The 21,547-nt window shown below is 73.5% G+C and carries 20 protein-coding genes; 8 read left to right on the top strand and 12 right to left on the bottom strand.

Annotated elements, in window-relative coordinates; genetic code table 11:
- The first annotated feature begins 126 nt into the window (after positions 1-126).
- A complete protein-coding gene (locus ABEA24_RS08565; protein WP_345430133.1) occupies positions 127-726 on the top strand; it encodes a hypothetical protein in 600 nt (199 codons plus the stop codon).
- Between the two features lie 97 nt (positions 727-823).
- Here ABEA24_RS08565 and ABEA24_RS08560 read toward each other — a convergent pair whose 3' ends face one another.
- Positions 824-2,071, bottom strand: coding sequence for an ankyrin repeat domain-containing protein (locus tag ABEA24_RS08560; RefSeq protein ID WP_345430132.1), 1,248 nt, complete (start codon positions 2,069-2,071; stop codon positions 824-826).
- Positions 2,072-2,251: 180 nt separating this feature from the next.
- Between ABEA24_RS08560 and ABEA24_RS08555 the strand changes: the two genes are divergently transcribed.
- The gene (locus tag ABEA24_RS08555) at positions 2,252-2,845 is read left to right on the top strand and encodes a hypothetical protein (RefSeq protein ID WP_345430131.1); all 594 of its coding nucleotides are present in this window, start codon (positions 2,252-2,254) and stop codon (positions 2,843-2,845) included.
- 6 nt (positions 2,846-2,851) lie between these two features.
- Here ABEA24_RS08555 and ABEA24_RS08550 read toward each other — a convergent pair whose 3' ends face one another.
- Positions 2,852-3,256: a VOC family protein gene (locus ABEA24_RS08550; protein WP_345430130.1), complete on the bottom strand. Its 405-nt coding sequence runs from the start codon at positions 3,254-3,256 to the stop codon at positions 2,852-2,854.
- Positions 3,257-3,315: 59 nt separating this feature from the next.
- Here ABEA24_RS08550 and ABEA24_RS08545 point away from each other — a divergent pair, with 59 nt between their 5' ends.
- Positions 3,316-3,771, top strand: coding sequence for a MarR family winged helix-turn-helix transcriptional regulator (locus ABEA24_RS08545; RefSeq protein ID WP_345430129.1), 456 nt, complete (start codon positions 3,316-3,318; stop codon positions 3,769-3,771).
- Here the strand turns inward: ABEA24_RS08545 and ABEA24_RS08540 are convergent.
- The 3 genes from ABEA24_RS08540 to ABEA24_RS08530 are packed head-to-tail and all read right to left on the bottom strand — an operon-like array spanning position 3,758 to position 7,157.
- Positions 3,758-4,792, bottom strand: coding sequence for an alcohol dehydrogenase catalytic domain-containing protein (locus ABEA24_RS08540; protein WP_345430128.1), 1,035 nt, complete (start codon positions 4,790-4,792; stop codon positions 3,758-3,760). The two genes, ABEA24_RS08545 and ABEA24_RS08540, sit on opposite strands and share 14 nt — an antisense overlap.
- Positions 4,793-4,832: 40 nt before the next feature.
- On the bottom strand, positions 4,833-5,993 hold the full coding sequence (locus tag ABEA24_RS08535; RefSeq protein ID WP_345430127.1) for an ArgE/DapE family deacylase: 1,161 nt from the start codon (positions 5,991-5,993) through the stop codon (positions 4,833-4,835).
- Positions 5,994-6,032: 39 nt separating this feature from the next.
- On the bottom strand, positions 6,033-7,157 hold the full coding sequence (locus ABEA24_RS08530) for a diaminopropionate ammonia-lyase (RefSeq protein WP_345430126.1): 1,125 nt from the start codon (positions 7,155-7,157) through the stop codon (positions 6,033-6,035).
- A 100-nt stretch (positions 7,158-7,257) separates the two neighbouring features.
- On the opposite strand from ABEA24_RS08530, the gene ABEA24_RS08525 reads away from it, so the two are divergent.
- Positions 7,258-8,190 (top strand): LysR substrate-binding domain-containing protein, encoded by a 933-nt coding sequence (locus ABEA24_RS08525; RefSeq protein ID WP_345430125.1) that lies wholly within the window; start codon positions 7,258-7,260, stop codon positions 8,188-8,190.
- Positions 8,191-8,306: 116 nt separating this feature from the next.
- On the opposite strand, the gene ABEA24_RS08520 is transcribed toward ABEA24_RS08525, so the two are convergent.
- From ABEA24_RS08520 to ABEA24_RS08500, 5 genes are all read right to left on the bottom strand, one after another.
- Positions 8,307-9,332, bottom strand: coding sequence for a Gfo/Idh/MocA family protein (locus ABEA24_RS08520; protein WP_345430124.1), 1,026 nt, complete (start codon positions 9,330-9,332; stop codon positions 8,307-8,309).
- A 22-nt stretch (positions 9,333-9,354) separates the two neighbouring features.
- Positions 9,355-9,477: a hypothetical protein gene (locus ABEA24_RS08515; protein WP_345430123.1), complete on the bottom strand. Its 123-nt coding sequence runs from the start codon at positions 9,475-9,477 to the stop codon at positions 9,355-9,357.
- Positions 9,478-9,563: 86 nt separating this feature from the next.
- Positions 9,564-11,570, bottom strand: coding sequence for a beta-galactosidase (locus tag ABEA24_RS08510; protein WP_345430122.1), 2,007 nt, complete (start codon positions 11,568-11,570; stop codon positions 9,564-9,566).
- Positions 11,571-11,822: 252 nt separating this feature from the next.
- On the bottom strand, positions 11,823-12,575 hold the full coding sequence (locus ABEA24_RS08505; RefSeq protein ID WP_345430121.1) for a FadR/GntR family transcriptional regulator: 753 nt from the start codon (positions 12,573-12,575) through the stop codon (positions 11,823-11,825).
- 151 nt (positions 12,576-12,726) lie between these two features.
- The gene (locus ABEA24_RS08500) at positions 12,727-13,509 is read right to left on the bottom strand and encodes an SAM-dependent methyltransferase (RefSeq protein WP_345430120.1); all 783 of its coding nucleotides are present in this window, start codon (positions 13,507-13,509) and stop codon (positions 12,727-12,729) included.
- Between the two features lie 149 nt (positions 13,510-13,658).
- Here ABEA24_RS08500 and ABEA24_RS08495 point away from each other — a divergent pair, with 149 nt between their 5' ends.
- Together ABEA24_RS08495 and ABEA24_RS08490 are read left to right on the top strand one after the other, a co-directional pair.
- Complete coding sequence (locus ABEA24_RS08495) at positions 13,659-14,183, top strand: ArsR family transcriptional regulator (protein ID WP_345430119.1); 525 nt, start codon at positions 13,659-13,661, stop codon at positions 14,181-14,183.
- A gap of 23 nt (positions 14,184-14,206) precedes the next feature.
- The gene (locus tag ABEA24_RS08490) at positions 14,207-15,100 is read left to right on the top strand and encodes a peptidoglycan DD-metalloendopeptidase family protein (RefSeq protein WP_345430118.1); all 894 of its coding nucleotides are present in this window, start codon (positions 14,207-14,209) and stop codon (positions 15,098-15,100) included.
- Positions 15,101-15,123: 23 nt separating this feature from the next.
- Here ABEA24_RS08490 and ABEA24_RS08485 read toward each other — a convergent pair whose 3' ends face one another.
- The gene (locus ABEA24_RS08485) at positions 15,124-15,924 is read right to left on the bottom strand and encodes a class I SAM-dependent methyltransferase (RefSeq protein ID WP_345430117.1); all 801 of its coding nucleotides are present in this window, start codon (positions 15,922-15,924) and stop codon (positions 15,124-15,126) included.
- Positions 15,925-15,976: 52 nt separating this feature from the next.
- A complete protein-coding gene (locus ABEA24_RS08480; protein WP_345430116.1) occupies positions 15,977-18,664 on the bottom strand; it encodes an ATP-binding protein in 2,688 nt (895 codons plus the stop codon).
- 93 nt (positions 18,665-18,757) lie between these two features.
- Between ABEA24_RS08480 and ABEA24_RS08475 the strand changes: the two genes are divergently transcribed.
- Both ABEA24_RS08475 and ABEA24_RS08470 read left to right on the top strand, forming a co-directional pair.
- Positions 18,758-20,059, top strand: a complete 1,302-nt coding sequence (locus ABEA24_RS08475; RefSeq protein ID WP_345430115.1) for an MFS transporter — start codon at positions 18,758-18,760, stop codon at positions 20,057-20,059.
- A gap of 17 nt (positions 20,060-20,076) precedes the next feature.
- Complete coding sequence (locus tag ABEA24_RS08470) at positions 20,077-21,534, top strand: aldehyde dehydrogenase family protein (protein WP_345430114.1); 1,458 nt, start codon at positions 20,077-20,079, stop codon at positions 21,532-21,534.
- Positions 21,535-21,547 lie beyond the last annotated feature (13 nt).

The following is a 21,547-nucleotide window of genomic DNA, read 5'->3' as shown; positions in this document are numbered from 1 at the left end:
GCGCGGCGGTCGCCCAGTTCCGCCGTACCGACTGACCGGACACCGGGATCGCCGCCGGCCGTAGGATGCCCACGGCCGGCGGCGACCCGTCCCCGCCGGTATAGACGGCACTTCCGGAAGGACGAGATGTCAGAGACAGGAGCCCGGCCGGCCGCCGTCGAGATCGGCTACACCTGGCGAGGTCTGCGGGATTCGGCCGTCTTCGCCCTGATCGCGATCCTCGTGACGACCTCTCTGGCGTTCCGTGCGACGGATAAGGGAAGCTTCCATCAGATCCCTGCGGTGATGTCCGTCGTCTGCGGTCTGTGGACCGTATGGCTGGGCGGGCTCGTCGTGCGAGCGGCATGGCGCGCCGCGCGGCGGCTCCCTTTTCTCACCCTGGACTCCGACGGGGTAATGCTGCACTCGGCGCGAGTGGCGCTGCCGTGGTCGAACGTCGCCGAGGTCCGGATCGTGAGCCGGTCGCCGGACGGCCGGACCGCGAAGCTGATCGTCTTCGTGCCCGTCGACACCGACCGGGCCGTCGCGGGACTGCGCGGCATGCCCCGCCGTTTCGCCCGTAGCGGCATCAAGCGCGTCGGCGGTCCGATCTTCGTGCGCCCCTACGCCCTGGCGATGCCGTTCGAGGAGGTCCTGGCCACCGCCCGGACGCTGACCACCGTTCCCATCCGCCCCGCCGTCGATCCGAGGTCGGGGCCGCCGCGATCGTGGTTCCGGCACTCCTGATACAGGACGTCGGTGGCACGCAGGACGACCGCTTTCGGCCCCCGCGAACGGGGGCATCCCCGCAGGTGATCACGCCCTCCCCGCAGCCATCGTGCATTCACTCTTCGGTGGCCGAGGCTTGCGGGGTGAGCCGGTGGTGACGGCGCACGTCGTAGAGCAGCCAGTGGTACGGGGAGTTCTCGTCAGCGGGGTCGAGGGCACGCAGGATCTCGTCGCCACGCGGATCGTCGCGCAGCGCCAGTTGCGCCGCAGCCGTGACCCGTACGTTCTCGTCCTCGTCGGAGAGGCATGCGGCAAGCGCGTCCAAGGCGGCCGTGGATTGCGTCGGAGTGGAGGCGAGCGCCGTACAGGCCGCCCGACGGACCGCGGCGTCCTCGTCCCGGGTGCGCTCCATGACGGCGACCAGCGCCTCGGAGTTCCCCGCCCCGACTGCACTGTGCAGGCCGGAGACCGCCCGCTGCCGGACTTTGCCGTCGCGGTGGCGGGTGAGCGCCGGCAGCGGATCCTCTGCGCGGGGGTCCATGGCGTCGCTCAGTCCGGCGGTGAGAGTCCATGTCACACGCGGATCCGGCTCCCGCGCCACCCAGGGCAGGAAAAGGTCGACGAGTAGCCTGTCGAACGGCGCATCGTCGCTCTCGTCGAAGAGGTTGACCAGGCGGAGCACCTCCGCACCGAAGTACCGTTCCAACGGGTCCTGCCTGTCCCGAAGGGCGGCGGCCGCCTCCCAGATAGCGGGATCGTGGCGCTGCTGGAGCACGGACGTCGTCACCCACCACACCTCGTGGTCGACGTCCGGTTCGGCCAGGGCACGGGACATCAACTCGTCGAAGGATGGCGTGATCCCGTACCGTGGCTCCAGCGCGGTGAGGATCGCAGTATGTCCGGTCCGGACGGTCAGGCCGCCCAGCGACAGCTCCTCACAGGTGATCCCGAACTCGCTCCGGACAGTCTTACATTCGACCGGCTCCGACACCCCACTCCTGCGACGCAACTCGGCCACGACGCCCGTCTCGTGCCAATGCCGGGCGAGCGTCAGGGCATCACGCCCCTGGGTTACCGTGAGCCACAGCTTCGCTCCGTGGTTGATGAGCGCGTCCGTGATCTCGTACGCGCCGCGGTCGATCGCGCGCAGCAGGGGGGTACGGCCGTCGGCGGCAACGCAATCCAACTGGGCCGACGCCATCAGGACCTCGACGACCGGCAAGTCGAAGGCATCCACCGCCAGGCACAATACGGGCGTGCCGTCCCCGTCGACAGTGTCGGGGTCAGCGCCCGCTTCGAGTAGCGCGGTCACCGCCTTCACGTCTCTGCTCTGTACCGCCGCTATGAGTGGCTCGCTGCCCATGTCCCTCTCCCCGCTCCGCACACCGCACCGCCGACTCGTCGAGTAACGGGACAGGCCGAGGGGAGCGTAATCGAACAGGTCGAGATCAGCCCAGCAGGGGCACCTGCGTCGGCCGTAGGATGCGCACGGCCGGGGGCGGTCCGCCCTCGGCGGTGAGGACGGCACTCTCGGAAGGACGTCATGTCGGAGACAGGATTCCGGCCCGCCGCAGTCGAGATCGGCTATGCCTGGCCGGGGCTGCGCGAGATCGTCGCCCTCCCCCTGATCGGGCTCCTCGCGACGGTCTGCCTGGGGCTCTGGGCGACGAACGAGGGCAGCGCCAACCTCATCCCCGCGGTCCTCTGCGTCTTCTGCGGAGTGGGGACCGCGTGGCTGGGCGGGAGCGTCGCGCGGGCGGCGTGGCGCGCCACGCGAGGGCGCCCCCTCCTGACCCTCGACTCCGAACAAGTTGTGTTGCACTCGGCGCGGGTGGCGCTGCCGTGGTCGAACGTCGCCGAGATCCGGATCGTGAACCGGTCGCCGGACGGCCAGACGGCGAAGCTGATCGTCTTCGTTCCCGTCGACGCCGACCGGGCCGTCGCGGGGCTGCGCGGCATGTCACGCCGGTTCGCCCGTAGCGGGATGAAGCACGTCGGCGGTCCGATCTTCGTCCGCCCGGAGGACATGACGTCGCCGTTCGGCGAGTTCCTGAACGCCGTCCGGGCACTGACCACCGTCCCCGTCCGCCCCGCCATCGATCCGCGGACGGCCGGCCGGATCATCGGGCGGCGCTGACCGGCGTCAGTAGGACTGCAGCTCGAGCAGGGTGCCGTCCGGGTCGCGGACCAGGGCGTTGCGGAGGGTCGGGCCCCACTCCGGGCGGTCGGCCGGGGCCGACACCGCCTCGGCGCCGTGGCGCAGGCAGAACGCGAACGCCTCGTCGACGTCGGTGACCCGGCTGACGAACATGGCGCGGTCCTGGGCCGGCGCCTCGGCGGGCAGCCCCGCGGTGCCCGCGGCGGCCGCCATCGCGGCGCGGTCGAAGAGCGCCAGCAGGCCCTCCTCGCCGACGTCCCAGCTCGCGTACGGCCCGGTCGCGCCGCCGCGCGCCAGTCGCGCGCCCGCCAGTTCGGGGAGGACGGCGTCATAGAAGGCGAAGCACTCGGCGAACCGGGTCACGAGCAGGCGCGGATGCAGGACGTCCATGTCTTCTCCAATTCATAGGTGCAAACCCATTATTGGTGCAGACCTTACACTGTGGTGGCATGCACGAGACCCCGCCCAGCCTGCTGGCGCTCACCACCTACCTGCTGTCCCGGGTGGGCAAGACGGCGCGCACGCGCATCACCGAGCGGCTCGCGGCGCGCGACGTCCGCCTGTGGCACATGGCCGTCCTCGCGGCGCTGGCCGACTTCGGCCCGCACGCCCAGCGGGACCTCGCCGCCCGGCTGACCATCGATCCGAGCGACGTGGTGAAGATCCTCGATGAACTGGCCGCCGCGGGCCACGTCGAGCGCGCCCGCGACCCGGCGGACCGGCGGCGTGTCGTGGTCACGATCACTTCGGCGGGCCGTACGGCCCTGGCCGATCTGACCACCGACGCGTCGGCCGTCCAGGAGGATGTCCTCGCGCCCCTCGACGAGGAGGAACGCGCCCGGCTGCACGACCTGCTGCTGCGGTTGTTCGCCCACCTGCACGAGGGAACGGTCAGGGAACGATGACCGTGGCCCCCGCCGGCGGCGCGGTGCCCATCGCCGCCAGGGCGGCCGGGGCGTCGGCGAGGCCGATCGTGCGCGTGATGAGCAGGTCGGGCCGCAGGGTCCCGGCCGCGACCATCGCCATCATCGGCCCGTAGGCGTGCGCGGCCATCCCGTGGCTGCCCACGACCTCCAGCTCCAGGGCGATGACGCGATGCATCGGCACCGCGGCCGGGCCGGCGGCCGGCGGCAGCAGGCCCACCTGGACGTGACGTCCCCGGCGGCGCAGGCTCTCCACGGACGCCGCGCAGGTCGCCGGGCTGCCGAGCGCGTCCAGGGACACGTCGGCGCCGCCTCCGGTGATCTCGCGTACGGCGTCCGCCACGCCGTCCGGGCCCTCGACACAGGCGGCGGCGCCGAAACGACGGGCCAGGTCCAGCGCGGCGGGGGAGACGTCGACGGCGACGACCCGCGCCCCGCACGCCGCGGCGATCATCACCGCCGACAGGCCGACCCCGCCGCACCCGTGCACCGCAACCCACGCGCCCGGCCCGACGCGCCCCTGCGCGGTCACGGCCCGGAACGCCGTCGCGAACCGGCAGCCCAGCGCCGCCGCCGTGGTGGCCGCCAGGTCGTCGGGGAGGGCCACCAGGTTGACGTCGGCGTCGTCGATGACGACGTACTCCGCGAACGAACCCCAGTGGGTGAAGCCGGGCTGGGTCTGGCGTTCGCAGACCTGCTGGTCACCGGCCGCGCACGCCGCGCACCGGCCGCACGCGCACACGAACGGCACCGTCACCCGGTCGCCGGGCCGCCACCCGGTCACCTCCGGTCCGGCGGCCGCGACGACACCGGCCAGCTCGTGCCCCGGCACGTGCGGGAACCGCGTGATGTCGGGGTCGTGGCCCATCCAGCCGTGCCAGTCGCTGCGGCACAGCCCGGTCGCCTCGACCCGGATCACCACGCCGGCGCGCGGCGGCTCCGGATCGGGCACCTCCCGCACCTCCGGCATCCGCCCGAACCCGTCGTACACCACCGCCCGCACGGCCCGCTCCTTCCGTCAGCTCGGCCAACCGTATCGGCGCTCAGGAACAGAAGTCGGCCACGGTGCCGGTGAGGATCCGCGTGAGGTGGCGCAGCGAGGCGATGTCGGCCCATTCGGTGGCCGCGTGGGCGCCCTCACCGGCGACGCCGAAGAGCAGGCAGGGGATGCCCGCGCGGGCGAAGAGGGCGCAGTCGGTCCAGAACGGCTCGGCGCGGATCACGGGCGGGTGCCCGAGGACCGGTTCGGCGTGGCGGGTGAGGGTGCGCACGATGGGCGTGTCCGGGTCGGCCTGGAAGGGCTCCCGGTGCAGGCCGGGGATGAGACGGTAACGGAAGTCCGTGACGGTGGCGGCGAGGTCCTCGAGGACCGCGGTCAGCTCCGTGTGGACGGTGCCCGCGTCCTCGCCGGGGACCGTGCGGCGCTCCAGCGTGATCCGGCAGCGCGCCGGGTAGGTGGAGGGCTCCTCGCCGCCGTGGATGACGCCGGCGTGCACGGTCCCGGTGCCCAGGAGCGGATGCGCCGGGCCTCCGGCCAGACGGTGGCCCAGGTCCTCCAGGGCGACGAGGAAGTGACCGGCCTTGGTGATGGCGTCGACACCCAGGTCGGGGCGCGAGCCGTGGGCCGCCCGCCCCTCGATCTCCACGTCGAACCAGGCGAACCCTTTGTGGGCGAGAGTCAGCTGCAGCTGGCTCGGCTCGGTGACGATCGCGGCGTCGGCGCCGAAGGACCCCAGGACCTCCTCGGTGCCGAGGCTGCCGTGCTCCTCGTCGGCGACGCAGGCCACGAGCACGTCTCCGCGCAGCGGCCCCCGCCGTGTGGCCCGGGCCGCCGCGACCATCATGGCCGCGACGCCGCCCTTCATGTCGAAGGCCCCACGCCCGAACATCCTGCCGTCGCTGATCCGCGGAGCGAGCGGATCACCGTCGTAGCCGGCGAGGCCGACGGTATCGAGGTGACCGTTGAGCATCAGTGAGCGGCCGCCCCCCGTGCCGCGGGCGATCGCGACCAGCGAGGGACGACCCGGGCGCTTCTCCAGCCGGTGCACGTCGAAGCCGTGATCGGTCAGCCACCGGCCGCAGAAGTCGGCGATCGCGGTCTCGCCCGCGCCACCCGGGATGAGGCCCGGGTTGACGGAGTCGATGGCGATGAGCTCGCCCAGGAGCTGAACCGGGTCCAGAGATTCGGGCGTTTCGTCGGGCATGGCGACCTTTCGCTGGAGATGCGCTCGGGAACGGCGTCGTCAGATGTCAGGGTGTCCGGCGACCGGAGCCGGGTTGGCGTCGGCGCCTTCCGTACCGAGCAGGACGAGGGCCGATGCGGGGCCGAGCCCCAGGGCGGTGCGGCGCAGGGCGGCGCCGTCGCCGGTGAGGGCGGCGCGGACTCCCGCCAGTGCCGCGGCGCCGCACGGCCCGCAGGACACGCCCAGGGCGGCGAGGTCACCGGCGGCGCGGGCGCTCTCGGCGTCGGTGACGACGATGGCGGCGTCGAGCCCGTCGCGCAGGAAGGGCCACGCGAGGCCGGACGGGGTACCGCAGTTCAGGCCCGCCATGATGGTCTCGCCCGTGGTGACGCTGACCGGCTCGCCGCCGAGGAGGCTGTCGAGGACGCAGGGCGCGGCCTCGGGCTCGACCGACAGCAGCGCCGGCGCCCGGTCGGTGACGCGGCTGCGGTAGTGGGTGACGGCCGCCTGGGCCAGCGAGCCCACGCCCACCGGCACGGCGACGAGGTCGGGCAGGCCGGTTCCCGCCGCGGTCAGCTGGGCGTCGATCTCGGTGAAGAGGGTGGAGTAGCCCTCGACGATCCAGCCGGGGATCCGTTCGTAGCCGGGCCAGGCGGTGTCCTGGACGAGGACCGCGCCGGGCGCGGCGGCCGCCTCGGCCGCCCGGCGGACGGCGCCGTCGTACGGGCCCGCGACCTCGGTGACCTCGGCCCCTTCGCCGGCGATGGCGGCCACGGCCAGCGGGTGAACGCCCTCAGGCACGAAGACGTGGGCGCGCCCGCCGGCCAGGCGTGCCGCGCGGGCCAGGGCCCGGCCGTGGTTGCCATCGGTGGCGGTCACGAACGTGAGCGGACCGGACGGCGCACGGCCGTTCGCCGCCCGCTCGGCCAGAACGCGACGCACCGCCCAGAACGCGCCGAGCGCCTTGAACGCCGGCAGTCCCAGACGCGACGACTCGTCCTTGACGAAGACCCGGCCCACCCCCAGCTCGGCGGCGATGGCGGGGACCTCGGTCAGCGGGGTGGGCGCGTAGCCGGGCAGCGCGGCGTGGAAGTCCCGCACTTCGGCGGGCGCGGGTGCGCACGTCCACGACCGGTCCGCCGGCCGGGAGAACCACGGCACCGTACGCGCAGAGGAATCAGGCATGGAAACCAGCGTGCTGCACCGCGTTCCATCGGTCCAGCGAATGTTTTCAACGTATATTCGTCGGAAAAGCCGACCAATCGCCACGTGAAACGGTCCACCGATGTTCGACCTTCACCGGCTGCGCCTGCTGCGCGAGCTCAAGCACCGGGGCACGCTCGCGGCCGTCGCCACGGCCCTCTCCTACAGCCCCTCGTCCGTCTCACAACAGCTCTCGCAGCTGGAGGCGGAAGCCGGCGTCCCGTTGCTGGAACCGGTGGGCCGCCGGGTACGGCTCACCCCCCAGGCCGAGATCCTCGTCGCCCACACCGAGGCGGTACTGGAACGCCTGGAGCGCGCCGAGGCGGACATCGCCGCCTCACTGACCGACCTGACCGGAACCCTCCGCATCGCGTCGTTCCAGACCGCGGCTCTCGCCCTGATGCCGACGGCGCTGAGCCTGTTGCGCGACACCCACCCCGGCCTGCGCGTCCACGTCACCCAGATGGAGCCGGAGGAGGCGCTTCCGGCCCTGCAGGCGCGTGACTTCGATCTGGTCATCGCCGAGGAGTACCCCGGCAACCCGAACCCTCGCGCCGCCGAGCTGGAGCAGGAGGACCTGCTCGAAGACCCATTGCGCCTCGCGCTGCCCGAGCCGGACGACGGCACGACGGGACCGACGGCGGCGCTGCGCACGGCGGCGGGCCGCCCGTGGGCGATGGAACCCGAGGGCACGGCCGCCCGGCACTGGGCCATGACGTTGTGCCGTGACGCCGGCTTCGAGCCCGACGTACGGTTCGAGTCCGCCGATCTCCTGCTCCACCTGCGCCTCGTCGAACAGGGCCACGCTGTCGCCCTGCTGCCGGACCTCATCTGGAGCGGGCGTGAACCGACCGTCCCCCTACGGCTCCTTCCCCGGGGCCGGCGGGCGCGCCGGGTCTTCACCGCGGTGCGCCGGGGCCGCGGCCCGCATCCCGCGATCCAGGCCTGCCGCCGGGCGCTCCGCCTGGCCGCCGGCGAGCGGCACCCGGCCGACGACGCGACCCCGGACCGCTGACGGACATCGGCACACCCAGGTCACCGACCGGAGAACGCGCTGCGGGAGCGGCCGGCCGACGTCGCCGTGCGGTCGGCCGGTCGCCCTCGCACGGGAGTGCGCCGGGTACGCGTCGTTCAGGACAGAGGGACGACCTGACCACCCGTCGCGCTGGTGCGCGCCGCGTCGAGGACCGTCGCGGTCGCGACCGCGTCCCAGGGGTCGACGGGCAGTGGTCCGGTCCCGCGCACGGCCGCCGCGAACGCCGGGTAGAACAGGTCCCACCGGCCGCGCTCCGACGGGACCGGCTCGGCGTGGTCACCGCGCTGCACCTGTCCCCAGCGCTCCTCCGGCTCGGTGCCCCAGCGGTCGCCCTCCGAGGCCGGGGAGGCGCCGGCGATCAGCAGCGCCTCCTGCCCGTCCACGCCGTCGACGACGTACGCGCCGGCGGTGCCGCTCGCGCGGAATCGTGGGCCCGGCGCTCCCTGCCGCCAGCTGCCCGACAGGTGGGACCGCGCACCGTCGCGGTGGGTCAGCGCGACGAACACGTCGTCGTCGAGCCCGCCGTCGCCGACGTGCCATTCGGCGTACACGCTCTCGACCGGGCCGCACAGGACGAGCGCCTGGTCGACGAGGTGGCTGCCGAAGTCCAGCAGCGTGCCGCCGCCCGCCGCCGGCGGCCCCGGGTCGGGCGCGAACCGCTCGAACCGCGACTCGAACCGCGTCAGCGTGCCGAGCGTCCCCGCGTCGACGAGCCGCCGCAGCGTACGGAAGTCGGAGTCCCAGCGGCGGTTCTGGTACACCGTCAGGGCCACACCGAGCCGTTCGGCCAGTTCGACGGTCTCCCGCGCGGCGTCCGCGTCCAGCGCGAACGGCTTGTCGCAGACCACCGCGAGGCCGAGTTCGAGCGCCTGCCGCGTCAGCGGGATGTGCGTGTCCGCCGGTGTCGAGATCGCCACCGCCTCGGCGCCGGCGGCGGCCAGCTCCTCCAGCGAGGCGAACGCCGGCCGGTCCAGCTCGGCGGCGACCTGTTTCCGGCGTTCCGGGGAGGCCGTGACGACCCCCAGGAACGCGCACTCCGGGGCCGAGGCGAGCAGCGGCGCGTGGAAGTACCGGCCGCCGAAGCCGTATCCGACGAGGCCGATGCGCAGCGGTTCGGTCATCGTGGGTCCGTCCTTTCTCGGGTCACTGGAAACGACCGGGGCGGAACGCCTCGAGCAGAGGGTGGGCCTCCCCGGTCACGATCTCGTCGGCGAACAGCTCACCGGCGATCAGTCCCAGCGTCGCACCACTGTGCGTGAACGCCACGCGCAGGCTCTGAACCTGGTCGAGCTCGCCGAACGGCCACCGGCCCTCTCCCCGATTCGGGAGAGGGCCGGTGGAAGGCCGTGTCGTCAGCCGGCCGGGCGGAGGACCGCGACGCCGCGCGGCGCGAGCCGTACGGTACCGGCGGCGTCAGCGCCGCCCAGGAGGTCGGTCATCGGGCCGGGGAGATCGACCGTCACGGGGGTGGTCCGATGGTTCAGGAGGATGTAGCACGGCCCGTCGCCGGTGACCCGGGCCCGCGCCTGGACGCCCTCCGGCAGCCCCGGCAGGACTGGACGCGCGCCCGCCTCCTCGCGGATCCGGTCGATGAGGCGGCGCATCGTCGCCGGGTCGGGCCGGGTGGCCAGGTACCACGCGGTGCCTCGGCCGAACCGATGCCGGGTGACCGCCGGCCGCCCGGCCGGCTCGCCCGTCGTGAAGTGCTCGACGGCCTCGGCGCCCTCCAGGTGCACGTCCTCGGACCAGACGGTGCCGGTGCCCTGGGACAGCCCGATCGTCCCGGACTCCGGCAGCGGCCGGAACTCCTCGACGCGCAGCCCCAGCATCCTCCGGAACGGAGCGGGATAACCACCGAGGTGGACCCGGTCGCAGGAGTCGACGATGCCGGAGAAGAACGACATCACCAGCGTGCCGCCGTCCTCCACGTACCGTTCGAGGCCCCGCGCGGCCTCCTCGGCGACCAGGTAGAGGTTGGGAACGACGACGAGCCGGTAGGCGGACAGATCGGCGTCCGGGCGGACGACGTCGCAGGCGACGCTCGCGTCGTACAGCGGACCGTGGAGCGCCCAGGCGGCGTCCAGGAACCGTACGTCCGCGCTCGGGTGGGCGTCCTGCTCGAGCGCCCACCAGTTCGGCCAGTCCAGCACCATGGCGACGTCCGCGCGCGGCGCCCGTGCGCCCGGCAGCGCCGTCGTGGCGGCGAACTCGTGCCCGAGCTCACGGACCTCTTCGAAGACGCGGCCGGTCGGCCCGCCGTGCGGGACCATCGCCGAGTGGAACTTCTCGGCGCCGCCCCGGGACTGCCGCCACTGGAAGAACATCACCGCGTCCGCCCCGTGGGCGACGGCCTGCCAGCTCCACAGCCGCATGGCGCCCGCGGGCTTCGCGGCGTTGCGGGCGCGCCAGTTGACCGCGCTCGGCGCCTGCTCCATCAGCAGCCAGGGCTCCCCGTCGCCCAGCGAGCGCATGACGTCGTAGGAGAACGCGATCTTGGCATCGGCAGCGGGGTCGAACGGGTCGGGGTAGGCGTCGTAGGCGACGACGTCCAGGTGCGGCGCCCACGTCCACAGGTCGGCGGGCCGCAGCGACGGCGGGAAGTTCGTGGTCACGGGGACGTCGGGGCTCACCCGCCGCAGGACCTCCTTCTCGACCAGGTAGCAGGCGAGCAGCTCGTCGGAGGAGAACCGCGCGTAGTCGACGGCGTGGGCGGGGTTGGCGAACGGCGCCGGGCTGCGCGGCGGCAGCACCTCGTCGAAGGAGGCGTACCGCTGCGACCAGAACGTCGTCGACCAGGCGTCGTTGAGGGCGTCCACCGAGCCGTACCGCTCGCGCAGCCAGCGCCGGAACGCGTCGGCGGAGACGTCGCAGTAGCAGGGGGCGACGTTGCCGTACTCGTTGCCGACGTGCCAGAGCGCCAGAGCGGGGTGGCCGGCGTAGCGGGTCGCGACCTGCTCGGCCAGGCCGGCGGCGTGCTCGCGGTAGACCGGGCTGGACGGGCAGTAGTGCTGCCGCCCGCCCGGCCACATGCGCGTGCCGTCGGCGCCGGTCGGCAGCATCTCGGGATGCCGTGCGGTGAGCCAGGGCGGTGGCGAGGCCGTCATCGTGGCCAGGCACGCGGCGACGCCGCTGTCGGCGAGCAGGTCCATGACGCGGTCCAGCCAGCCGAAGTCGTACGTGCCGGGCTCGGGCTCCACGGTGGCCCAGGAGAAGATCCCGACGCTGACCAGCGAGACGCCGGCCTCCTTCATCAGCCGGAGGTCCTCTTCCCAGACCTGCTCGGGCCACTGCTCGGGGTTGTAGTCACCGCCGTAGGCGATGCGCCCCAGACGGTCCCGGAGGCTGCCGATCCTGTTCACGTTCCCGCCGTTCCTTGTCGTGGTTCCCGGCCCGGCTGCCCGGCCGCCGTCTGCCTGTCACGACATGGGACGTCCTATCCGGACATAGGACGTCCCACGTCCGCGTAACATAACCGCAAGCCCAAAATGGGGTCAAGGGGTCCGGCCGCAACCGGCACCGGCGAGGCCCCGGTGCACGGGCCTGCCGGCCGATCCCGCCGGCGGTGATCCGCCGCCCGGGCCGGGGCCTCGAACTGCGGCCGCCCCGCCTGGTCAGCGGTGGTCGGGCTCGTCGGTGGGCCGGTCGCGGCGGGCGGCCTTCTCCACTCGGGTGTCGATGTTGCGGAAGTGCTTGCTCAGAGCCTGTTCGGCCGCTTCGACGTCCCGTCGCCGCAGCGCGGTGACGATCGCGCGGTGCCGCCGGACGGTGCCGATGGGGGAGGGGTCGTGGTTCCAGCCGCGGATGCCCGACACGCGGTCGAAGACCTTCCAGAACACCTCGAGGAACTGTGGGACGAGGGCGTTGCCGAGCGAGCGGTACAGCAGCTCGTGGAACTGCCGGTCCTCCTCCGCGAAGGTCTCGCCCGCCCGTGCCCGCGTCTCCATCCGGCGGACGACGGCGTCCAGCGCGGCGAGGTCGTCCTCGGGGATGGTGGTGGCGACGCGCCTGATCAGCCCCGCCTCGAGGATCTCCCGGACCTGGAGGATCTCGCTCAGCGCGCGGACGTCGCTGCCCAGCTCGTGCAGCGTGCGGAAGGTCAGGCCGTCGGCGAGGGGGGTGAGCGACAGCTGCCCGACGTAGGTGCCGTAGCCGTGGCGGACCTCGACGATGTCGAGCGCCTGCAGGCCCTTCAGCGCCTCGCGGATGGAGTTGCGGCTGACGCCGAGCTCCTCCATCAGCTCCGTCTCGGTGGGGAGAGGGTCGCCGGACCGCAGGCGCCGGTCGAGGATCAGCTGCATGATCTCATGCTGGACCTGTCCGCCGACCCGCCGCGCAAGGCCGCGCGGGGCCTGCCTGTCCGTCACTCGCACCTCCCGGCAACGCGCGGGATCATAAGCTCCCACCCTACGTCCGGATGTGCCCGTCGCCGCGCCCTCCGGAGCATCGTACGCGTCCTGTCGTCGTTACATCCCACGTCCGACCTTCCCACCATGGCGCGATGATCGCGGGGTGGCCTCACAGGCGCGCCACGCCGCCGAGTACCCGCAGCGGGCCCGGGGTCCGGGGCTGCGCGGTCCGCCAGCAGGCGACGTCGACCAGTCCCGGGGGGAGCGGCGTCCGGCCGCGGAACGCCGCCTCGATCTCCTCGGGCGTGCGCGTGATGAGCGGTGCCGGCGCGTCGGCGTACGTCCGGGCGAGCCGCTCGCGGAACGCGGGGTCCATGTCCGCCGAGGTGGTATGGGCGATCACCAGGTGGCTGCCGGGAGGCAGCGCCGCGATGAGGCGGTCGACGATGCCGCGCGGGTCCTCGGCGACGAAGTGCAGGACCGCCACGAGCAGCAGCGCGACGGGCCGGTCCAGGTCGAGGAGGCTCCGCGTGCGCTCGATGATCGCCTCCGGCCGGCGGACGTCCCCGGAGAGGAAGACGGCGTTCGGATCGCCGTCGAGCAGGACTTCCGCGTGGAGCCGGACCGTGGGGTCGTTGTCGACGTAGACGACCTGGGCGCGCGGGTTCGCCCTGCGGGCGACCTGGTGCACGTTGTCCGCCGTCGGCAGGCCGGCGCCGATGTCGAGGAACTGGTCGATCCCGGCCTCGTCGGCCAGGAACCGGACCGCGCGGATCAGGAATCCGCGACTGTCCCGGGCGAGTTGCCGCGTCTCCGGCGCGACGCGCCACACCTCCTCCGCCGCCTGCCGGTCGACCGGGTAATTGGCCGAGCCGCCGAGCGCGTAGTCGTACACGCGTGCCGGGGACGGTCGGGTGATGTCGACGCCGGGCGGCGCGGACTCGAGTGCCAAGGTCTGTCTCCTCATGGGGGCGGAAGGTCCGACGATACGGTCCAAGATCATCAAATGCGCGCATCCAGGCCTCGGGTCGGGGGCGCTCGGCGACGGTGAGAGTTCTATATCGGATAGACGTAATTACGTTCTTTCGTAATAATCGCGGTATGAGTGATGAGTCGCTGGAAGAGCCCTCCCTGGCCGAGCGGCTGGCGCGGCTCGAGGAGCGCGTGGCCCGGCTCGAGGAGGGAGGGGCACCCGTCGAGCCGGTCGGTGCCTCCGCCGAAGCCGGCGCCCTGTGGGCGCTCGCCGGGCTGAAGGACCGCATGCCGGCACCGGGCGCGGTGCTGTTCACCGGCACCGTCGACCTGCCCACCGGCGAGCACTACGAGTGGCAGGAGGGCAGGACCACCGAGGACCTGATAGGAGCCGACTGGACGCAGGGCGCGGCCGCGCTGGCCGCGCTGGCGCATCCGGTCCGGCTGCTGCTCCTGCGGGAGGTCCTCCTCGGCACCCGTACGACCGCCGCGCTGGGCGAGCACGAGCAGCTCGGCACCAGCGGGCAGCTGTACCACCACCTGCGGCAACTGGTCGCGGCGGGCTGGCTGCGCGCCGAGGGCCGGGGGGAGTACGCCGTCCCCGGTGAACGCGTCGTGCCGCTGCTCGCCCTGCTCCAGGCGGCGCGCCGGTGACCCACGACGACAGGGAGGATGCGATGTCGACGGGAGTGCGGCGCGTCGTCGCGCTGTGCCGGTTGTTCGTTCTGCCCGGGACGGTGCTCATGCTCGCCGGGGGGTTCACGGACGCCGACGTGCTGTTGCCGATCGGCCTGGCCGCCTGGCTCGCGGGCGTGGCCGCGCTGTTCGTGCGCGTTCGTCCCGCCGAGCGCGAACCGGTCGAGGTGAGCCCGCCGGTGCGGGGGAGATGGGTCGCGGTGAACAGTCCCGCCGACCGGGTCCCGAGCCACGGCGTGCACGCCTACGGCCAGACGTACGCCATCGACCTGGTCCACCACCCCGACACCGAGCGGGAATGGCAGGGCGTGCGGGCCGCGTGGCCGCCGGCCCGCCGCCCCGAGCGCTTCCCCGGCTTCGGCCGGCCGGTGTTCGCGCCGGTCGACGGCGTCGTGGTGCGGGTACGCCGCCGAAGCCGCGATCACTGGAGCCGCGACTCCGTGCCGGGGGTCATCTACCTCCTCGTCGAAGGCATGGTCCGGGAGCTGTTCGGGCCCGGCCGGCTCCTGGGCAACCACATCGTCATCGCGATGGACGGCGGCGGCTACGCCGTCCTGGCGCACCTGCGCCGCGGGTCGGCCCGGGTGACCGCCGGGCAACGCGTCACGGCCGGGGAGCAGATCGCCGAGTGCGGCAACTCGGGGAACTCCAGCGAGCCGCACGTCCACTTCCAGCTCATGGACGTCCCGCACTTCCTGGGCGCGGTCGGCGTGCCGTTCCGATTCGACCGCTTCGAGATCGACGGAGGCCCCGAGACGGGGATCCCCGGCGGGCGGCGGCCTTTCACCTACTCCTCCGGAGGATGCCCCGGCCTTCAGGCCGGGGAGGAATCCGGACTCCGTCAGGAGCGGCCCGGCGTAGCCGGGACGGCCTGAGAGCCCGTGTGGAAGCCCTCGGCTCAGCGGACGCCGCGTGCCAGCAGCGCGTGCGCGGGCACGCGCACCGTCCCGTTCCCGGCGGCGTACGGGCGGAGGATGCGGTCGTAGGCGTCCTTGACCCGTGCGATGGTCGCCGGGTCCTGGCGCGCGAGGACGACGCCGTTCGACCCGACCCTGGCCAGCGCCCCGGTCCGCCACCAGTCCTCCGGCTCGAACTCGAACTCCCAGTCGAGCTCCTCGACCGACGCGTCGCGGAACACTCCGCCGACGAGAGCGCCGAAGGCGTCCGGCCGCCCGTACTCCATGAACGGGCCCACCGGAATATCGTCCGGCCAGGGGACGCCGACCTCGTCCATCGCGTCCCGGACGAGAGCAAGCACACCACTGCCGGGCATCGTCCAGCAGGTCAGCGCCAGGACTCCGCCGGTCCGCAGCACCCGGCGCAGTTCCGCGAGGGCCGTCTCCGGCTCGCCGACATGGTTGATCACGAAGTTGCCGACCACCGCGTCGAACGACGCGTCGCCGTAGGGCAGGTCGGGCAGGACGGCGACGCGTACCTCGGCCTCGGGCACGTTGCGGGCCGCGGTCTCGGCCATCTCCGGCTCGGCGTCCACGGCCGACACCTGCGCGCCCCGCCGCACCGCCGCGGCGGACACGGGACCGGGGCCGGTCCCCACGTCGAGTAGCCGGTCGCCCGCTCGCACCCCGGCGGCGTCCAGCAGCCGCTCGACGGTGCACCCGGACAGCCGTGCGAAGCCTCGCTCGTACGCCTCGGCTCGTCCCGCCCACAGTTCGCGCTCGTACGCGTCGAAGGTCGTCATGTCCCGAAGCGTACGCACCGGCGGAGTCCGCGGCCGCCGCCTTCGCGGAGGGTCACAGGGCCGCCGTCACCAACTCGGCCCGCGAGGTGATGCCCAGCTTCTGGTACGCCTTGCTCAGGTGGTAGCCGACCGTGCGGGGGCTGAGGAACAGCCGCGCGGCGATCTCCCGGTTCGACAGTCCCTCGGCGGCCAGCCTGGTGATCTGCCGTTCCTGCGCGGTCAGTCCGGGGCCGGCAGCCGCCTCCGGTGACCGGCGCGCCTCGGCCGCGCCGAGTTCGCCGCGTACGCGTTCCGCCCATGGCCGCGCGCCGAGCGCCTCGAGCGCGCCGAGCGCGGCGGACAGGTACGGCCTGGCCTCGGCCTTACGGCGGCTGCGGCGCAGCCATTCCCCGTACAGCAGGGAGGTCCGCGCCTCGTCGAAGGGCCGCAGGTCCGCCCGGTGCAGTTCGAGGGCGGCGCGGTAGTGGTCCTCCGCCTCCGCGCCCGGAGCCGTCAGCGCCCGGCACCGCAGGACCAGCGCGTCGGCGCTCGGCCGGTGGACCTGTCCGGCCCACTCCTCCAGCCTGGCCAGCGGGGCCGCGGTGTCCGCCGGCCGCCCGGCGCGCACCAGCGCCTCGATCACGTCGGGAATGCCCCGCATGATCGGCGGGCCGAACCGGACGGGCCCGGTGGCGGACACGTCCAGGCGGCCCGCAGCCGACTCCGCGCGGCCGGCCCCCAGGTCGAGCAGGGTGAGGGCCCAGTGCGCCCAGGTCCCGCCCGGCGACGTGAACTCCGAGACCGGGCCGCCCAAGGCCTGGGCGGCGAGAGTCCGGCAGCCGTCGTCGTCGCCTTCGACGGCCGCGAGGTAGGCGAGGATCCCGGCCGAGTGCCGGATCCAGCGGACCTGCCCGGTGTCCGTGGCGAGCCGTAGCGCCTCCTGCGCGCTGGTGCGGGAGTCACGGTGCTCGCCGAGGAGGGTCTCGGCCGCCGCGCGCAGGCTGAGCATCGCGGTGAGCCAGCCGAGCCGCCCGCGCATCCGGCTGTCGGCGGCCATGGCCTCGGTGATGTCGCGCGTCTCCCGGTCGTGTCCCGCCGCCAGGCCGCCGATGGCGATGAGCGACAGGTCGTGCGGGCAGCGCACCGACGCCTCCCGCGCCTCCGCGACGACCCGGCCGAGCGGTGGCAGTTCGCCGCCCGGACGGTCCAGCGCGAAGGAGGTCATCCAGACCAGGAAGGCGCGCACCGGCGTCATCGGGTCGTCCGGCGGCAGTCGCAGCGCGTCCAGCCGCGCGGCGGTCGTCGCGAGCAGGCTCGCGTCGTCGGCGACCCACGCGGCGTTCACGGCGGTGAGCTGCATCCGCAGCTCCTGGTGCGGGTCGGCGTCCGCGATCCGGTGAGCGCTCTCGGTCAGCAACGCGTGGGCCGAGCGCGGACGTCCCTGCTTGAAATCGGCCGTCGCGCGCACCCGCGCGATCCTCGCCGCCAGCGTCGGGTCGCCCGGCAGCCGGGCGGCCTGTTCGGCGGCGGTCCGTGCCTCGTTCAGCCGGGCCGTCTCGGCCGCCATCTCCCCGGCCAGCACCAGCCGCCGAGCCTGATCGTCGAGGGCGGGGCTGAGCCTCGCCGCCTGCGCGTAGGCCGCGAGGGCGGCCTCGTAGCCGCCCCGGGCCCGCGCCCGGAGCGCGGTCGTTTCCAGCTCGGCCGCGACCTTCTCATCCGTCCCGCTCGCGGCCTTGGCGAGGTGCCAGGCCCGGCGGTCGGCGTCCTCCGGATCCGTCAGGGCGTCCGCGAGCGCGGAATGGGCGGCGATCCGCTCGGATCGCGTCGCGGACTGGTACACGGCCGCCCGTACGAGCGGATGCCGGAACGCGATCTCCGTCTCGGTGACGCGGACGAGGGCGGCCCCTTCGGCGGGTTCCAGGTCACCGAGGGACAGCGCGTGACCCGCCACCGCACGGAGCACGACGCCCAGGTCACCGGTGCCCTCGGCCGCCGCGAGCAGCAGCAGCCGCCGGGTCGTGTCCGGCAGCCGCCGGACCCGGCCGAGGAAGGCTTCCCGGAGCCGGTCGGTCAGCGACAGGGCGTCACCGTCGGGGCGCACCTCGAGGAGGGCCAGTGGATTGCCGGCCGCTCCGGCCACCAGACGCTCCCGGTCCGCGCCGGACAACTCGGTGCGCGCGGCCCGTACCAGGATGTCCGCGGCCTCCCGGTCGAGACCGTCGAGCCGCACCGTGCGCAGTCCCGCGGCGGGGAAGGCGTGCGTCTCGTCGTCGCGGACCGCGAAGACCATCGCGATCGGCTCCGCGTGGAGGCGGCGGGCGACGAACAGCAGCGTCTCCGCCGACACGTCGTCCAGCCACTGCGCGTCGTCGATCAGGCACAGCAGCGGGCCCTCCGCGGCCGCCTCCGTCAGCAGCGACAGAGTGGCCAGGGCGACGAGGAACCGCGCGTCCGGATCGATCGCGCCCAGGCCGAGGGCGGCGCGCAGCGCGTCCCGCTGGGTCTCGGGGAGGCGGTCCGTCAGGTGCAGGACCGGCCGGAGGAACAGGTGCAGGCCCGCGTAGGGCAGATCGGTCTCGGTCTCGACGCCGCCCCCGCGGATCACCTGAGCGCCCGACGCCGCACCCGCGGCGTGGTCGAGGAGGGCCGTCTTGCCGATTCCGGGCTCGCCGCGCAGTACGAGGACGCCGCTGCGCCCGCCGAGCGCCGTTTGGACGAGTTCGTCGAGGACCGTCTGCTCGGTCCGGCGGCCGTAGAGCACGGTGCAGATCATACGGAACTACCTAATGCATGACAGATTCGAGTTGATCATGCGATTCGTAGCTTCGTGACCAGCACGAGGAAAGGATCGTTCATGGTCACTGAGGTCCGTGTGGGGCCCGCGACCCGGCGGATCGGGCTGCCGGGCACCGTGGCGTTCTGGTCGCTGGCGGCGATGCTGTGCCTGCTGCAGTTCGCCTCCGCCGCACCGTCGCCGATGTACGGGGTCTACCAGCACGCCTGGCACTTCTCCCCGGTCACGCTGACCGCGGTCTACGCCGCCAACGCCTTGGCGCTGCTGGTGACGTTGCTGTTCGTCGGCTCGCTGTCGGACCATGTCGGGCGGCGTCCGGTGCTGCTCGTCGCGGCGCTGACCGAGGTGGCGGCGATGACCGCGTTCGTCATGGCCGACGGCGTCGGCTGGCTGGTCGCCGGGCGCGTCCTGCAGGGCGTCGCGACCGGGACGGCGTCCGGCGCGATCAGCGCGATGCTGATCGATCTGCAGAGACCCGGCTCCCGCCTCGGCGCGCTGATGACGAACGTGGCCGCCTCGGGCGGGATCGCGCTCGGCGCGCTGGGCTCCGGCCTGCTGGTGCAGTACGGGCCCGCGCCGACCCGGCTCGTGTACGTGCTGCTCCTGACGTCCTTCGCCGGGTTGCTGCTGTTCGTTCTCGCGATGCCGGAGACGGTGACGGCCGACGGCGCCTGGCGGAGTTCGCTGCGGCCGCGGGCGGCGGTGCCGCCCTCCGTCCGCGGCGCGTATGTCGCGCTGCTGCCCTCGATCGTGGCCGCCTGGGCGCTCGCCGGCCTCTACCTGTCGCTCGGCCCGTCCGTGGTGGCCACGCTGTCGCACTCGACCGACCATCTCGTCGGCGGACTGGTCATCGGGGCGCTGAACGGCACCGCGGTGGTGCTGTCCGTGCTCGGCCGAGGCTGGTCCGCCGAGCGTGCCCTCTACCTCGGCTCCGGCCTCCTGATGGCGGGCGTCGCAGTCGCCATGCTCGCCCTGAACGCACACGTCACCGCGCTGTTCTTCGCCGGAACCATGGTCGCCGGGGCCGGATTCGGGCCCTCCTTCTCCGGGGCGCTGCGGACCCTGACCGGTCTCGCCCCCGCCGAGCGGCGGGCCGAGGTCGTCACCGCCATCTACCTCGCCGCCTACCTGGGGCTGAGCGTCCCCGCGGTCGTCGCCGGCGTCGCCGTGACCCACGCCGGCCTGTTCGCCACCGCCTACGGATACGGCGTCGGCGTCATCGCGCTCACCGGCCTGGCGGTCCTCGCCTCGCTGCGCGGTCGTCGCCGCGCGGCGGCCGCCCGGGCCGCCGCCCCGCTGAGCCCGCACCACCAACTTCCTCCGTGCCCGGGCGGAACCCCCGCCCTGGCCCGGCACCGCTGAGACGACAGGAGACGACGATGACCGTCAAGCGCGCACTTCTGATCGACGGCCGTGACGTCCCGGCACGGTCCGGCCGTACGGCCGAAGACCGGAGTCCCTACACGGGCGAGGTGTACGCCCTGGTGGCCGCGGCGGACGCCGAGGACGTACGGGCGGCCGTCGGCGCGGCGCACGCGGCATTTCCCCATTGGGCCGCGACACCGCCTTCGGCCCGCCGCGCCCTGCTGATGAGGGCCGCGGACCTGCTGGAGTCCCGGCTGGCCGAGTTCTCCGACGTCATGCTGAACGAGACGGGCGGCACCCGTGCCTGGGCCCGCGTCAACGTCAAGGTCACCGCTGACCAGATGCGGCAGGCCGCCACCGCGGCCATGGCCCCGGCCGGGCACCTGCCCGCGACCGACCGGACCGGGCAGTGGTCCCTCGCGGTCCGCGAACCCGCCGGCGTGGTCGCCGCCGTCGTGCCGTGGAACGCCCCGCTCATCCTGTGCGCCCGCACCATCATGGTCGCGCTCGCGGTCGGCGACACGGTCGTGCTGCGGCCGAGCGAGGACGCCCCGATCACCTCCGGCCTGTTCCTGGCCGACGTGCTGCGGGACGCGGGGCTGCCCGACGGAGCGCTCAACGTGGTCACCAACGACCGCGGCGACGCGCCCGCCGTCATCGAGGCGCTCATCGCCGACCCGCGGGTACGCCGGGTCGCCTTCACCGGCTCCACCGCGGTCGGCCGAATCGTCGGACGGCTGGCGGGGGAGTACCTCAAACCGGCCGCCCTCGAACTCGGCGGCAAGAACCCGATCATCGTCTGCGAGGACGCCGACCTCGACCACGCCGTCTCCGCGATCGCGTACGCGAAGTTCCAGAACTCCGGGCAGGTCTGCCTGGCGGTCGACCGCATCATCCTGAACCGCGCGATCGCCGGGGAGTTCACCGCCCGGTTCGTCGAGAAGGCGGCGGGCCTCCGGCAGGGCGATCCCGCTGATCCGGCCACCGTCGTCGGACCGTTGATCAACGAGCGCGCCGTCGAACGGGTCGCCGCCCTCGTCGACGATGCCGTCGGCAAAGGAGCTCGGATGCTGCTCGGCGGCGGGGCCGACGGCCGGAACCACCCGGTGACGGTCCTGGACGGGCTGACGCCGGAGATGCGGGTGTACCACGAGGAGACGTTCGGCCCGGTCGCCTCGCTCTACACCGTCGCGGACGACGACGCGGCGGTCGCGCTCGCCAACGACACCGGCTACGGCCTCACCAGCGCGGTCTTCACGCGGGACACCACCCGCGCGCTGTCGATCGCCCGCCGGCTGCGCCACGGCTCCACGCACGTCAACGCGCACACCATCCAGGAGGAGCCGCAGGCCCCGATCGGCGGGATCAAGGACAGCGGGTTCGGCGCCTTCGGCGGCCCCCAGGAGATCGACTTCTTCACGCAGACCCGCTGGATCACCCTCGCCGAGCAGCCCGAGCCCCTTCCCTTCTGACCCCGACGAACCG

This window comes from Actinoallomurus vinaceus, from assembly GCF_039542055.1.
GTDB classification, from domain to species: Bacteria; Actinomycetota; Actinomycetes; order Streptosporangiales; family Streptosporangiaceae; genus Actinoallomurus; species Actinoallomurus vinaceus.
This window is presented reverse-complemented; position numbering and strand designations above follow the sequence as displayed.

What these genes read in the sequence shown, in the direction of transcription:
- ABEA24_RS08490 (WP_345430118.1), top strand. Translation starts at nt 14,207, where the DNA reads ATGTCGACGGGAGTGCGGCGCGTCGTCGCGCTGTGCCGGTTGTTCGTT.
- ABEA24_RS08485 (WP_345430117.1), bottom strand. Translation starts at nt 15,924, where the DNA reads ATGACGACCTTCGACGCGTACGAGCGCGAACTGTGGGCGGGACGAGCC.
- ABEA24_RS08525 (WP_345430125.1), top strand. Translation starts at nt 7,258, where the DNA reads ATGTTCGACCTTCACCGGCTGCGCCTGCTGCGCGAGCTCAAGCACCGG.
- ABEA24_RS08475 (WP_345430115.1), top strand. Translation starts at nt 18,758, where the DNA reads ATGGTCACTGAGGTCCGTGTGGGGCCCGCGACCCGGCGGATCGGGCTG.
- ABEA24_RS08495 (WP_345430119.1), top strand. Translation starts at nt 13,659, where the DNA reads ATGAGTGATGAGTCGCTGGAAGAGCCCTCCCTGGCCGAGCGGCTGGCG.
- ABEA24_RS08520 (WP_345430124.1), bottom strand. Translation starts at nt 9,332, where the DNA reads ATGACCGAACCGCTGCGCATCGGCCTCGTCGGATACGGCTTCGGCGGC.
- ABEA24_RS08535 (WP_345430127.1), bottom strand. Translation starts at nt 5,993, where the DNA reads ATGCCCGACGAAACGCCCGAATCTCTGGACCCGGTTCAGCTCCTGGGC.
- ABEA24_RS08550 (WP_345430130.1), bottom strand. Translation starts at nt 3,256, where the DNA reads ATGGACGTCCTGCATCCGCGCCTGCTCGTGACCCGGTTCGCCGAGTGC.
- ABEA24_RS08565 (WP_345430133.1), top strand. Translation starts at nt 127, where the DNA reads ATGTCAGAGACAGGAGCCCGGCCGGCCGCCGTCGAGATCGGCTACACC.
- ABEA24_RS08470 (WP_345430114.1), top strand. Translation starts at nt 20,077, where the DNA reads ATGACCGTCAAGCGCGCACTTCTGATCGACGGCCGTGACGTCCCGGCA.
- ABEA24_RS08560 (WP_345430132.1), bottom strand. Translation starts at nt 2,071, where the DNA reads ATGGGCAGCGAGCCACTCATAGCGGCGGTACAGAGCAGAGACGTGAAG.
- ABEA24_RS08555 (WP_345430131.1), top strand. Translation starts at nt 2,252, where the DNA reads ATGTCGGAGACAGGATTCCGGCCCGCCGCAGTCGAGATCGGCTATGCC.
- ABEA24_RS08530 (WP_345430126.1), bottom strand. Translation starts at nt 7,157, where the DNA reads ATGCCTGATTCCTCTGCGCGTACGGTGCCGTGGTTCTCCCGGCCGGCG.
- ABEA24_RS08545 (WP_345430129.1), top strand. Translation starts at nt 3,316, where the DNA reads ATGCACGAGACCCCGCCCAGCCTGCTGGCGCTCACCACCTACCTGCTG.